Annotated in this window: 11 protein-coding genes; 9 read left to right on the top strand and 2 right to left on the bottom strand. The window is 68.5% G+C overall.

Going from position 1 to position 12916, the window contains the following annotated elements; genetic code table 11:
- The first annotated feature begins 1 nt into the window (after position 1).
- Genes WS75_RS15080 through WS75_RS15065 form a run of 4 tightly spaced genes read left to right on the top strand, consistent with a single transcriptional unit; the run spans position 2 to position 4837 of the window.
- A complete protein-coding gene (locus WS75_RS15080; protein WP_059681201.1) occupies positions 2-1885 on the top strand; it encodes a TRAP transporter large permease in 1884 nt (627 codons plus the stop codon).
- 8 nt (positions 1886-1893) lie between these two features.
- Positions 1894-2967, top strand: a complete 1074-nt coding sequence (locus WS75_RS15075) for a LacI family DNA-binding transcriptional regulator (protein ID WP_059681200.1) — start codon at positions 1894-1896, stop codon at positions 2965-2967.
- Complete coding sequence (locus WS75_RS15070; RefSeq protein ID WP_059681199.1) at positions 2964-3986, top strand: NAD(P)-dependent oxidoreductase; 1023 nt, start codon at positions 2964-2966, stop codon at positions 3984-3986. The genes WS75_RS15075 and WS75_RS15070 overlap by 4 nt, the downstream gene beginning before the upstream one ends.
- Positions 3983-4837 (top strand): amidohydrolase family protein, encoded by an 855-nt coding sequence (locus WS75_RS15065; RefSeq protein WP_059681198.1) that lies wholly within the window; start codon positions 3983-3985, stop codon positions 4835-4837. The genes WS75_RS15070 and WS75_RS15065 overlap by 4 nt, the downstream gene beginning before the upstream one ends.
- 330 nt (positions 4838-5167) lie before the next feature.
- Here WS75_RS15065 and WS75_RS33575 read toward each other — a convergent pair whose 3' ends face one another.
- Positions 5168-5452, bottom strand: a complete 285-nt coding sequence (locus tag WS75_RS33575; protein WP_156429788.1) for a hypothetical protein — start codon at positions 5450-5452, stop codon at positions 5168-5170.
- 12 nt (positions 5453-5464) lie between these two features.
- Between WS75_RS33575 and WS75_RS15060 the strand changes: the two genes are divergently transcribed.
- A complete protein-coding gene (locus WS75_RS15060; RefSeq protein ID WP_059681197.1) occupies positions 5465-6235 on the top strand; it encodes a hypothetical protein in 771 nt (256 codons plus the stop codon).
- Positions 6236-6255: 20 nt separating this feature from the next.
- The gene (locus WS75_RS15055; RefSeq protein WP_059681196.1) at positions 6256-7389 is read left to right on the top strand and encodes a transporter substrate-binding and LysM peptidoglycan-binding domain-containing protein; all 1134 of its coding nucleotides are present in this window, start codon (positions 6256-6258) and stop codon (positions 7387-7389) included.
- A 93-nt stretch (positions 7390-7482) separates the two neighbouring features.
- Here WS75_RS15055 and WS75_RS15050 read toward each other — a convergent pair whose 3' ends face one another.
- Positions 7483-8571, bottom strand: coding sequence for a calcium:proton antiporter (locus WS75_RS15050; RefSeq protein WP_059681195.1), 1089 nt, complete (start codon positions 8569-8571; stop codon positions 7483-7485).
- Positions 8572-9117: 546 nt separating this feature from the next.
- Between WS75_RS15050 and WS75_RS15045 the strand changes: the two genes are divergently transcribed.
- From WS75_RS15045 to WS75_RS15035, 3 genes are read left to right on the top strand one after another with little or no spacing between them, the layout of a single operon-like run.
- Positions 9118-10674: a 3-hydroxyacyl-CoA dehydrogenase gene (locus tag WS75_RS15045; protein ID WP_059681194.1), complete on the top strand. Its 1557-nt coding sequence runs from the start codon at positions 9118-9120 to the stop codon at positions 10672-10674.
- A gap of 58 nt (positions 10675-10732) precedes the next feature.
- Positions 10733-12055: a phenylacetate--CoA ligase PaaK gene (gene paaK, locus WS75_RS15040; protein ID WP_059681193.1), complete on the top strand. Its 1323-nt coding sequence runs from the start codon at positions 10733-10735 to the stop codon at positions 12053-12055.
- Between the two features lie 38 nt (positions 12056-12093).
- Entirely contained in the window at positions 12094-12894 is an 801-nt protein-coding gene (locus tag WS75_RS15035) for an enoyl-CoA hydratase-related protein (RefSeq protein WP_059681192.1), read from the top strand.
- Positions 12895-12916: the final 22 nt, after the last annotated feature.

Genomic DNA, 12916 nt, shown 5'->3' with positions numbered 1-12916 from the left:
GATGGATACCGGTTCCGTTTCGAGCGTCGCGCCGGCCGTCGACCCAGGGCGTCCCGTGCGCGCCGTCCGCGCGCTGGATGCGGCGATGCGCTGGATCGAATACGTGTCGGCCGCCGTGCTGGCCGTCGACGTGCTGGTCGTGTTCGTGTCGGTCGTCTTCCGCTATTTCCTGCACGATCCGGTCGACTGGGCCGAGGAGGTCGCGAGCGCGCTGATGATCGTGCTGGTGTTCTTCGGCGCGGCGACGGTGCTCGGCCGCAGTCAGCACGTCGGCATCGACCTGTTCCGCGGCTGGTTGCCGGCACGCTGGCAGGGCGCGCTCGTGCAGATCGGGCACTGGATCGTCGCGGCGGTGTCGCTGAACCTGCTGGCGTCGTCGTGGCAGCTGCTCGGCGATTCGTACGATCAGTTGACCACCGGCGGCCTGCCGGGATGGATCAACGTGTATCCGATGATGTTCGGCGCGCTGTTCATGAGCGTGTTCGCGCTCGCGAACGCACTGAACGCGCCGCGCCGCCGCGTGCTCGGCACGCTTGCGTGCTGCGCCGTGCTCGCAGGCGCCGTGTACGGCTGGAACGCGCTGCGGCCCGAGCATGCGATCGCGCCGGGGGCGTTGCTGATCGCCGGCTTCGTCGGCGGGCTCGTGCTGGGCGTGCCGATCGGCTTCGTGCTCGCGTTCTCGGCGCTGCTTTACTTCCTCGCCGATCCGACGCTGCCGCTGCTCGTCTACTCGCAGCAGGTGATGGCAGGTGCCGATCACTTCGTGCTGCTCGCCGTACCGTTCTTCGTGCTGGCCGGCTTGCTGATGGAGTCGAACGGGATGTCCGCGCGGCTCGTCGAGTTGTTGCTGCGGATCTTCGGGCGCGTGCGCGGCGGGCTCGGGCTGATCGTGATCTTCGCGACGGCGTGCTTTTCCGGCGTGTCGGGTTCGAAGCTGGCCGATATCGCGGCGGTGGGCGGCGTCGTGATGCCGGCCGTGCGCCGCGCGCGGCAGGATCCCGACGAAACCGCGGCGCTGCTGGCGTGCAGCGCGGTGATGGCCGAGACGATCCCGCCGTGCGTGAACATGATCATCATGGGCTTCGTCGCGAACATCTCGATCGCGGGGCTGTTCGTCGCGGGGATCGTGCCGGCGGCCGTGCTCGCCGCGTCGCTGGCGGTCGTGACCGTGATCTGCGGACGCCGGATCGACGTCGACGCGGTGTTCGTCGAGCGCCGCGCGTGGCTGCCGCTCGCGGGCGGCGCGCTCGTCGCGCTGATCATGGTCGCGATGATCGGCAAGGGCGTGACGTCGGGCATCGCGACGTCGACGGAAGTGTCGGCGTTCGCGGTGGTCTATGCGCTGGTGGTCGGCTGGGCGGCGTTCCGCGAACTGACCTGGCGCTCGGTCGGCCGCGTGTTCGTCCGTGCGGCGTCGATGGCGAGCGGTATCCTGTTCATCGTCGCGGCGGCGTCGAGCGTGTCGTTCGCGTTGTCGATCGAGCAGATTCCCGCGCTCGTCTCGGGCACAATGACAGCGTTTGCCCATCAGTACGGCTCGACGGCGTTCCTGTTGCTGGCGGCGCTGCTGATGATCGTGTTCGGCGCCGTGCTCGAAGGCGCGCCCGCGCTGATCATCTTCGGGCCGCTGCTCGCGCCGATCGCGCTGCAGCTCGGCATCAACCCGCTGCATTTCGGGACGGTCGTGGTGGTGGCGATGGGGCTCGGATTGTTCGCGCCGCCCGTCGGGCTCGGGCTGTTTACGACCTGCGCGATCACGGGGACCGAGGTCGCGCGCGTGGCGCGGCCGATGGTGAAATACCTGCTGGTGCTATTGGTCGCCCTCGTGGCGCTGATCTTCGCACCGGCGTTTTCGTTGTGGCTGCCGGCCCGTTTCGGCCTGTAGCCCGTTCATTGCAAGACGACATGAGTACGATTCAGGACGTGGCCCGTCATGCGGCCGTTTCGGTCAGCACGGTTTCGAACGTGCTCAACGGCCGCACCGATCAGATGAAGCCGGAGACGCTCGAACGCGTGAAGGCGTCGATGGATGCGCTGCAGTATCGGCCGAGCACGCTGGCGCGCCAGCTCAAGACGGGACAGACGCCGCTCGTCGGGCTGCTGGTGCCGTCGATGGCGAATCCGATGTACGGCTACATCGCGCGCGAGATCGAGGCTTGCGCGCAGGAGCAGTATGGCCATCGCGTGCTGATCGGCAACACGTACCGCGACGCGGGCAAGGAGGCGTCGTTCTTCGACGACCTGTTCGCGCACGGCGTGCGGCGCGTGATCGTGATCTCGTCGCTTGCCGACGAAAGCCACCTCGAACGCGCGGCCGAACGCGGGATGACGGTCGTCAGCTACGACCGCCGCGCAACGCCCGGCGCACAATCGAAGGTCGATCACGTGACGGCCGACAACGAGGCGGCTGCGCGGCTCGCAACCGCCTGTCTCGTCGCCGCGGGCCATACGCGGCTCGCATTCGCGACGGTGGCCGGCGTCACCGTGAGCCGCAGCGACAAGATTCGCGGCTTTCTCGCGGCAGCGCGCGACGCGGGCGCCGATGCGCAAGTGCTCGATGGCGGCCCGGCGAACGAATACGGCGACGCCGTGATCGTCGAGGTCGGGCGTGCGCTCGGCGCCGCGCTCGCGGCCGATCCGGCGCGGCCGACCGGCATCGTCGCGGTCAACGACCTGTTCGCGCTGGGCCTGATGGCCGGGCTGCGCGACGGCGGATTGCGCGTGCCGGACGATGTGTCGGTCGTCGGGATGGATGGTCACTTCCTGTCGGCGATCTCGTGGCCGGCGCTGACCACGGTGCAACTGCCCGTCACGGACATGGCCGCGGAGATGGTGCGGCGCGTGATGCGGCACGACGGCGACCTGTCGGAGCCCGGGCAGTGCGTGTTCCCGGGCGTCACGCTCGTCGAGCGCGCATCGGTCGCGCCGCCGCCGCGAGCGGTCGAATCGAACGGAGCCTCCGCATGACGCGCGTCTACGTGACCCATCCGTCCGGGATGCTCGATTACTACTTCGGTGCGAAGGCGCTGCGCGCGCTGCAGGCGATCGCGGACGTCACGTGCAATCCGCTCGACCGTGAGCTCGGCACGGACGAGCTGATCGCCGCCGCCCAAGGTTGCGATGCGATGATCGCGTACCGGCAGACGCCGGCGCCGCGCGCGCTGTTCGCGGAGCTGCCGGCGCTCGCCGCGTTCCTGCGCTGCGCGGTCGACATTCGTACCGTCGACGTCGACGCGGCGAGCGAATTCGGCGTGCTGGTCACGCAGGCGAGCCCCGGTTTCGGGCCGGCCGTCGCGGAGTGGGTGATCGGCGCGATGATCGACCTCGCGCGCGGGATCGGCGCCTATGCCGCTACGTACCACGGCGGCACGCCGCCGCTGCCGCAGATGGGCCGCGAATTACGCGGCAGCACGCTGGGCGTGGTCGGCTACGGGCAGATCGCGCGCCATCTCGCGCCGATCGCGACGGCGTTCGGGATGCGCGTGCTCGTGTGCGATCCGTACGTGCGGGTCGACACGCCGTCGATCGAACAGGTCGACCGCACGACCTTGCTGCGCGATGCGGACTACGTCGTGTGCCTCGCGCCGGCGACGCCCGCCACCGCGAACCTGTTCGACGCGCGCGCGTTCGCCGCGATGAAGCCGGGCGCGTGCTTCATCAACGCGTCGCGCGGCGAGCTCGTCGACGAGCAGGCTTTGGCCGACGCGCTCGACGGCGGCAGGCTGGCCGGTTGCGCGCTCGATGTCGGCCGCGCGACGGACCAGATGCCCACGCCCGAACTCGCCGCGCATCCGCGCGTGATCGCCACGCCACATATCGGCGGACTGACACGGCCGGCGGTCGAGCACCAGGCACTGGAGACGGTCGAACAACTCGCCGCGCTGCTCGACGCACGCGTGCCAAATGGCGCGGTCAACGCCGCGCACGCGACGCGGCTCGCACGCTGGCGGTCGGCCGACGCATCCGCCGCGCCGGGCGCACGATGACGCACGACCTGGCCGGTACACGGCCGTCGCCCGCATGCGATTGCCATATTCACATTTACGACGATGCGTATCCGCTCGCGCCGACGGCGACGTTCCGCCCGCCGCATGCGCCAGTGGACGCCTATCGCCGCGTGCAACTGGCGCTTGGCCTCGCGCGCGTGGTCGTCGTGCAGCCGACCGGTTATGGGTTCGACAACCGCTGCACGCTCGATGCGCTGGCCGCGCTCGGCCCGCAGGCGCGTGGCGTCGCGACGTTGCCGGTCGACGTGCCGGACGCCGAACTCGAGCGGCTGCACGCGGGAGGCATCCGCGGCGTGCGGTTCATGACGCTGTCGGGCGGCGTCGCGCGATGGGACGAGCTCGAGCGGATGGCCACGCGAATCGCGCCGCTCGGCTGGCACATCGACCCGCAGCTCGATGGCCGGACGCTACCCGACGTCGAGGCGCTGCTGACGTCCTTGCCGGCGCGTATCGTCATCGATCACACGGGCAAGTTCCTGACGCCGGTGGCGCCGAGTGCGCCGGCGTTCGTCGCATTGCGGCGCCTGCTGGATCGCGGCCACGTTTGGGTGAAGCTGTCCGCGCCTTACGAAACTTCGCGATCCGGTGCGCCGGGTTACGACGACATCGCACGCCTTGCCACCGTGCTCGCGCGCGAACATTCTGCGCGCTGCGTGTGGGGCAGCAACTGGCCGCATCCGAACGCGTCGCCGGTGCCCGACGATGCGCACCTGCTCGGCTGGTTGCACGCCTGCGCAGCGGACGAGGCGGTCGGCCGCGCGATGCTCGTCGACAATCCGGCCGTGCTGTACGGGTTCGATGCGGACGCCTTGATCGGCGCCGCGACATAAGATCCTGTCGGCCGGCCGCGGGCCGCGCTTGGATGGAAATCCATCCCGACCGGGCGCGATGCGTCGCGGCGTCGGCAACATCCTTGCTGTTCTGAAAGCTGACGCGCCGCGCACGCTTTCGATCGCGAAAGGGCAACGCGCCGCGCCGACCGCTTGACGCTGCATGCCGGTCGGCGCAGGATACGTGCGTGCATTTGGAGCGGGGCGCGCTGGCCGCGCGTTCCCGCATCAGCGACGCGCACAAGAACAACGATGAGCCTTCACGCACTCGTACCGGAATCCCGGCGCCGCAGCCGCCGGCCCGCCACGATTTTCCCGACGCCCGTCGCGTCACGCATCCGTCATCCCGTTTCGTACCGTGCATCGGTACACTTTCCCGTCTGCCCGCTGGCCGCGACGATGAGCCGTGCCGATCGGCGCCGGCACGTCGCGCGCCAGCCTGTCGCGCCCGAATACCGTATCGCGCATGACGCTTACACCGGCGTGTCGTGACGCCGCCGCCACGCGTCCACGCATCGTGCCGTCAACCGTCCCGCGCGCGCGGCGGCACCGGAGTCCGAAGCATTTCGATTGAGCATGACGCAGCTTACGCACGCAGTTCAGTTCGAGGTTCAAGGAGAAAAACTCATGTCGCAGCTTTCGAATGAAGCAAACGGCAGTTCGGGGAGTGGCAAGGCAAAGCTGATCAAATGGGCGATCATCATCGCCGGCGTCGCTATCGCGGCACCGGCCGCGCTGTTCATCCTGAAGGGGATGATCGCGCTGATCACGGCGGCCGTGATCGGCCTCGGGGCGATCTATCTCGCGCCGGTCGTCGCGATGAAGTTCGCGAACCAGAAGGTGAAGATGATCGTCGAGGAAGCGCAGTCGAATCCGATCGAGACGCTCATCAACCAGCTCGCGGAAAAGCGCCAGGCGGCGCAGAAATTCGCGGACAGCATCACCGCTTTCCGCACCGAAGTGAAGAACTTCGAAAACAAGACCGAGCTGTTCGAGAAGCAGTATCCGGACGACGCGCCACGCTTTCGCGCGCAGCTCGACACGATGAAGCAGTTGCTGGCATTCCGTGAGGGGCGCTACAAGCAGGTGCAGGCCGAGCTGAAGAATTTCGCCACCGCGATCGACCGCGCGAAGGCGATGTGGGACATGTCGCAGGCGGCGCAGCAGATGAACAAGCTCGCGGGCCGGCAGACGGCCGATACGTTCGAGCAGATCAAGACCGACGTGGCCGTTGATTCGGTGATGCGCTCGGTGAACAAGGCATTTTCCGAAATGGAGACGTCGCTGCTGGACAATCCCGAGGTCAAGCAGGCGCAACAGCAGGCGGTGATGAACGGCACGCCCGTGCCCGGCCCCGATGCGGCACAGGCCGCTGCATTGCCGTCGAAACAACAATAACTTCCTGCAGGCACGCAACCATGAAAAAACTTCTCGGTGCAGTCGTGTTTCTGGTGGTGCTCGTCGGCGTATGGATCGTCCACCAGGGCGGCCTGTCGACACTGATTCCCGCGCACGATGGGGCGCCGGGCGCGACGTCGGCGCAGGCAGGCGACGCGGGCCAGCCCGCGCAGACGTCGACGTCCTCCAACGTGCTGCCGGCCGGCTTCACGCCGCAGACGAGCACGCTGAAATCGATCGCCGAAAACGGCGTCGTGCGCGTCTCGGTGCAGAACCCGAGCGAGCCGTTCTTCGGCGAGGACAAGGGCGCGCCGCACGGCTTCAATGTCGAATTCGCGCGGCTGCTGTTCTCGGATCCGTCGTTCTCGCATGGCGGCAAGCCGGTCGTCGTCGATACGCGTCACGAAGTCGACACGTACCCGGGCGTGCCGAAGCAGCTGCTCGACACCGATGCGAAGGGCAACCATGTCGTCGACGTCGCGATGGACGGGCTGACGTTCCCGGACAACACGCCGGCGGGCGTCGTCTACTCGGTGCCGTACGTCGATGATTTCGGCTATTCGCTGATCGTGCGGCAGGGCTCCGCGATCCGCTCGGCCGACGATCTGGCCGGCAAGACGGTCGGCATCCTGAAGGGCGACCCGGACGTGCGTGCATTCGTCACGCGCCAGTATCCGAACGTCCGGTTCGTCGAGGTCGACGATTCCGACCCGGCGTTCATCGCGAAGAGCCTCGACGGCCATGCGGTCGACGCGTTCATCTACGACTATCCGTTCGCGGTCAGCTCGATCAAGGGCACCGACCTGAAGTTCGCGGTGACCAAGCTCGACGGCTCGAACATCGCGTACAAGATCGGCGTGCGTGCCGACGACCAGGACCTGCTGATCTACCTGAACGCCGCGATCGCGAAGCTCAAGCAGTCGCCGCAGTATCTGGACCTGCTGCGCAAGTACTTCGTCAGCGACCAGACGATGACGACCGCGGCCGCGTCGGGCGAAAAGACGTACGTGGTGAAGGCGGGCGACACGCTGAACATGATCGCGGCGAGCAAGCTCGGCAGCGGCCAGCGCTATCGCGAGATCCAGCGTCGCAACAACCTCGCGAACCCGAACCTGATCCTGGCTGGCCAGCATCTCGTGATTCCGGTCCGATAGGCGCGGCGTGGCGCGAAGAAGGTGAGGCGGGGAAGGTGAGTTATGGCGCGCGGCACGGCGGATCGTTTTCGCCGTGCCGCGCGCCGTTTTGCATCAGTGCGTGATCGACAGGAACAGGTAGGCAGCGAACAGCGACAAATGCACGACACCGTGCAGCACCGTCGTGCGTCCCTGGCTGAGTGTCAGCGTGCTGACCAGCAGCGTCAGGGACAGCAGCACGGTTTCCATCGCGCCGATGCCGAGCGTCAGCGGCTGGCCGACCCAGATGAACACGGCCGCGACGGTCGGAATCGTGAGCCCGATGCTCGCGAGCGCCGAGCCGAGCGCGAGGTTCATGCTGGTCTGCAGGCGATTCGCGCGCGCGGCGGTGACGGCCGCGAGCCCTTCGGGCAGCAGCACGAGCGCGGCGATCACGATGCCGACCGCCGCTTCCGGCGCGCCGAGCTTCATCACCGCATGCTCGACGGCCGGCGACAGCAGCTTGGCGAGCAGCACGACCGCGACGAGGCTCGCGAACAGCAGCACGAGGCTGATCAGCGCGGTGCGGCCGCTCGGCGGCGCCGCGTGCACCGATTCGTTCGCGCTGTCGTGCTCGGTGAGGAAGTAGTCGCGGTGGCGCACGGTCTGCACGAACACGAATGCGCCGTACAGCACGAGCGACGACACGCCGGCGAAGGCAAGCTGCGATTTCGAAAAGAACGGGCCCGGCGCGGCATTCAGATAGTTCGGCATCACGAGCGACAGCACCGACAGCGACGCGAGCACCGCGAGCGCCTTGCTCGCGCCGCGCCCCTGGAAATCCTGCTCGCCGTGCTTCCACGCACCGACCAGCAGGCAGAGGCCGACGATGCCGTTGCAGATGATCATGACGGCGGCGAACACGGTGTCGCGCGCGAGGCCCGATTTCTCGGGGCCTGCGCCGAGCATCACCGACACGATCAGCGCGACTTCGATGACGGTCACGGCGACCGCGAGCACGAGCGTGCCGAACGGCTCGCCGACGCGGTGCGCGACGACTTCGGCATGGTGGACGGCGGCGAACACGGCGCCGGCGAGCGCGGCGGCGAACACGGCGATGACGAGGCCTTCGGCCGGCACGACGCGCGACAGCGCGAGTACCAGCCATGCGGCAAGCGGGGCCCAGAGGGTCCAGCGCGGGAGCTGGTTGGACGAGAGCGGCATGGACGGTTTCCTATGCGAGTGACGGCGCGCGACGCGCCGTCACGGGTTGACGAAGCCCGGCCGGATGATCCGCCGAACGAGGATGATGCAGCTGATGTGCGGCAGCACGGAACTGCGCTGCCGCGGGCTCGCCGCCGAGGGGCGACGAGGAGCGCGGGCGGGCCGAGGCCCGTCGCTGGATGAAACGGTTCGATGTGACCGCGTGCCGAAGGCGGGGCACGCGCACGTGACGACAGGCATGCCGGGCGGTGCTGAACCGACCCCGAAAGGGCGCGGACATGGACGGCAACGGCGTGACACGCGGTTTCCCCCTGAAATCCGGCGAATTGTCGAATTTTATCAGGCGTTCGGGGGGCACTATCTCACATTCGGACGCTTTCATTGACCTTTCGATCTGGAAAAAGTGCCCCGGTCGTTCGATTTTTTGCGTTTTACGGTTTCCGTAACGGTCTCTTGCACGACAAATTCGGGCTCGCCCTGACATAAATATACCGACCGGTCGGTTTATAATCGCTCGCACTTCCACTTCATGACGGATCGCAAGCGATGGCTGTTTCTTCTGCACATTCGGTGAATTCGGGCGCGCTGGCGCCGTCGGCGGTCGTCGGTGTGATCGGCGCGGGCGCGATGGGCGCGGGCATCGCGCAGGTTGCCGCGGCGGCCGGCCATGCGGTGCTGCTGTACGACCTGAACGAAGCCGCGTGCGACAAGGCGCTTGCCGGCATCCGCGCGCAGTTCGCGCGGCTCGCGGAGAAAGGCCGTCTCGAGCCGGCGCAAGCGGAGGCGGCCGGCAGTCGCATTCGCGCGGTGCGCGCGCTGGCCGAGTTCGCTGGCGCGGCGCTGATCGTCGAGGCGGCGGCCGAGCGGCTCGACGTGAAGCGCGAAATCTTCGCAACCCTTGAACGCCATGTCGACGACGCGTGCCTGCTGGCGACCAACACGTCGTCGATCTCGATCACGTCGATCGCGGCCGGGCTGCGAGCGCCGCAACGCGTGGCCGGCCTGCATTTCTTCAATCCGGCGCCGCTGATGGCGCTCGTCGAGGTGGTCAGCGGGCTCGCGACCGCGCCGGAAGTCGCGCAGGCGCTGTACGACACCGCCGCCGCGTGGGGCAAGCGGCCGGTGCTGGCGAAGTCGACGCCGGGCTTCATCGTGAACCGCGTCGCGCGGCCGTATTACGCGGAGGCGCTGCGCGTGCTGAACGAGCAGGGCGGCACGCCGGCTTCGATCGATGCGGTGATGCGCGAAGCCGGCGGCTTCCGGATGGGGCCGTTCGAACTGATGGACCTGATCGGCCACGACGTGAACTTCGCGGTGACCGAGTCGGTATTTCGCGCGTACTTCAATGACGCGCGCTACACGCCGTCGCTGATCCAGCAGGAACTCGTGAACGCAGGCTTCCTCGGACGCAAGTCGGGGCGCGGCTTCTATTCATATGCCGACGGCGCGACGCCGCCCGCGCCCGAGCTGGAAGCGCCGCGCGATGCGCCGGCCGACGTCGCGCTGTTCGCGCAGGACGGCCCGGCCGCCGCGCTGCATGCACGCTTCGCTGAACGCATCGCGGGCGCGCGGCAGGGCGGCGCGCATGCCGACGAACTGCTGGCCGTGGCCGGCCGCGCGTCGATCGCGCTGACCGACGGCCGCACCGCGACCGCACGCGCCGCGCAAACCGGCGTGGCCGATCTCGTGCTGGTGGATCTTGCCCGCGATTACGCGCAGGCCGGGCTCGTCGCGCTGACGCGCGCGCTCCAGTGCAGCGATGCGGCCTATGCGGACGCGGTCGGCCTGTTCCAGCAGGCGGGTTTTCGCGTCGTCGGCGTCGCAGACGTGCCGGGCATGATCGCGATGCGCACCGTGGCGATGCTCGCGAACGAGGCGGCCGACACGGTGAACCAGGGCGTGTGCTCGCCCGCCGATCTCGATCTCGCGATGGAGAAGGGCGTGAACTACCCGTGCGGCCCGCTCGCGTGGGCCGATGCGATCGGCATCGGCCGCGTGCATCGCGTGCTGTCGAATCTCGCGGCGAGCTACGGCGAGGACCGCTATCGCGTGTCGCCGCGCATCGCCGCGCTGCACGCGGCCGGCCGCACGTTCCGGTCGTAGCCGCCGGCCCCGTTACCCCGAACACGATAACGACATCACTCCTTGGAGGAGCACCCCGATGACTCACCCGACGCATCCCGCCGCCGCCCTCGAGCCGATCGAGACCGCCAGCCGCGACGAACTGCAGGCGCTGCAGCTCGAGCGCCTCAAGTGGTCGCTGCGCCACGCGTACGACAACGTCCCGCACTATCGCCGCACGTTCGACGCGGCGGGCGTGCATCCGGACGACCTGAAGTCGCTCGCCGATCTCGCGAAATTCCCGTTTTCGACCAAGAACGATTTGCGCGACAACTATCCGTTCGGGCTGTTCGCGGTGCCGCGCGAGCAGGTCGTGCGCGTGCACGCGTCGAGCGGCACGACGGGCAAGCCGACGGTGGTCGGCTACACCGCGCGCGACATCGATACCTGGGCGAACGTCACCGCGCGCTCGATCCGCGCGGCCGGTGGCCGCCCGGGCGACACGCTGCACAACGCGTTCGGCTACGGGCTCTTCACGGGCGGTCTGGGGATTCACTACGGCGCGGAACGGCTCGGCTGCATGGTCGTGCCGATGTCGGGCGGCCAGACCGAGAAGCAGGTGCAGCTGATCCGCGATTTCGAGCCGAAGATCATTCTCGTCACGCCGTCGTACATGCTGAACCTGATCGACGAGATGGTGCGGCAGGGGATGGACCCGGCCGAGTCGTCGCTGAAGATCGGCATCTTCGGCGCCGAGCCGTGGACGCAGGCGCTGCGTGAGGAAGTGGAGACGCGCGTGGGCATCGACGCGCTGGACATCTACGGGCTGTCGGAAGTGATGGGCCCGGGCGTCGCATGCGAATGCGTGGAGACGAAGGACGGCCCGGTGATCTGGGAAGACCATTTCTATCCGGAGATCATCGATCCCGTCACGGGCGAAGTGCTGCCGGACGGCAGCCAGGGCGAGCTCGTGTTCACGTCGCTGACGAAGGAAGCGATGCCGGTGATCCGCTACCGCACGCGCGACCTTACCGCGCTGCTGCCGCCGACTGCGCGCGCGATGCGCCGTCTCGCGAAGATCACGGGCCGCTCCGACGACATGCTGATCGTGCGCGGCGTGAACGTGTTCCCGAGCCAGATCGAGGAAATCGTCGTCGCGCTGCCGCAGCTGTCGGGCCAGTTCCAGATCACGCTGTCGCGCGACGGTCACATGGACCGGCTCGACCTCGCGGTCGAACTGCGCTCCGAAGCGGCCGCGTCGGTCACCGAAAGCGATCGCGCGGCGCTCGCGCGCGAGCTGCAGCACCGGATCAAGACGATGGTCGGTGTGTCGTCCGGCGTGACGGTGCTGGCCGCTGGCGGCATTCCCGCGACCGCGACCGGCAAGGCCCGGCGCGTGATCGATCGCCGCCAGGCCGCGTAATGCGGATGTGTGCCGTTCTACCTGAGGAAACCTGTTCGATGGATGGATTGAAGACCCTGGCTGTCGCCGTCGATGCGCGCGGCATCGCGACCGTCGCGCTGCAGCGCGGTGACGTGCTCAACGCGTTCGACGAGACGATGATCGCCGAGCTGACCGACGCGTTCACGACGCTCGGCGGGCGCGACGACGTGCGCGCGATCGTGCTGCGCTCGGACGGCCGCGCGTTCTGCGCGGGTGCCGACCTGCAGTGGATGCAGCGCGCGAGCGCGAACGACGCGGCCGCGAACCTGCGCGACGCCGAGCGGTTCGCCGCGATGATGCGGGCGATCCGGCAGTGCCCGAAGCCGACGGTTGCGCGCGTGCAGGGCCACGCGTTCGGCGGCGGCGTCGGCTTGTGCGCGGCCTGCGACATCGTGATCGCGAGCGATCAGGCGCGCTTCTCGGTCAGCGAGGCACGTTTCGGGATCCTGCCGTCGGTGATCGGCCCTTATCTGGTCGAGGCGGTCGGCCAGCGCCAGGCGCGCCGGCTCGCGCTGACCGCGACGCAGCTCGCGGCCGGCGAAGCCGTCGCGATCGGGCTGATCCACCGGGCCGTGCCGCCCGACGCACTCGACGCGGCGCTCGACAAGACGCTCGCCGAGCTGAGCCGCAATGGCCCGAACGCACTGATGGAGATCAAGCGCTTTTTCGACGCGATCGGCGAGTATCCGCCGTCGGACGAACGCGCGGCGTTCACCGCGCAGACGATCTCGCGCGTGCGGGCGACGCCGGAAGCGAAGGAGGGCTTCGCCGCGTTCTTCGCGAAGCGGCCGCCGGCGTGGGAGCCGGTCGCCGAATAAGGGCGTGGCGCGGCCCGTCGGG

This window comes from Burkholderia sp. FL-7-2-10-S1-D7 (genome assembly GCF_001524185.1).
GTDB classification, from domain to species: Bacteria; Pseudomonadota; Gammaproteobacteria; order Burkholderiales; family Burkholderiaceae; genus Burkholderia; species Burkholderia diffusa.
This window is presented reverse-complemented; position numbering and strand designations above follow the sequence as displayed.

Bases quoted from the DNA above. Each gene is read 5' to 3' on its own strand.
- WS75_RS15080 (WP_059681201.1), top strand. From the start codon at position 2: ATGGATACCGGTTCCGTTTCGAGCGTCGCGCCGGCCGTCGACCCAGGG.
- WS75_RS15070 (WP_059681199.1), top strand. From the start codon at position 2,964: ATGACGCGCGTCTACGTGACCCATCCGTCCGGGATGCTCGATTACTAC.
- WS75_RS15065 (WP_059681198.1), top strand. From the start codon at position 3,983: ATGACGCACGACCTGGCCGGTACACGGCCGTCGCCCGCATGCGATTGC.
- WS75_RS15060 (WP_059681197.1), top strand. From the start codon at position 5,465: ATGTCGCAGCTTTCGAATGAAGCAAACGGCAGTTCGGGGAGTGGCAAG.
- WS75_RS15055 (WP_059681196.1), top strand. From the start codon at position 6,256: ATGAAAAAACTTCTCGGTGCAGTCGTGTTTCTGGTGGTGCTCGTCGGC.
- WS75_RS15050 (WP_059681195.1), bottom strand. From the start codon at position 8,571: ATGCCGCTCTCGTCCAACCAGCTCCCGCGCTGGACCCTCTGGGCCCCG.
- WS75_RS15045 (WP_059681194.1), top strand. From the start codon at position 9,118: ATGGCTGTTTCTTCTGCACATTCGGTGAATTCGGGCGCGCTGGCGCCG.
- paaK (WP_059681193.1), top strand. From the start codon at position 10,733: ATGACTCACCCGACGCATCCCGCCGCCGCCCTCGAGCCGATCGAGACC.
- WS75_RS15035 (WP_059681192.1), top strand. From the start codon at position 12,094: ATGGATGGATTGAAGACCCTGGCTGTCGCCGTCGATGCGCGCGGCATC.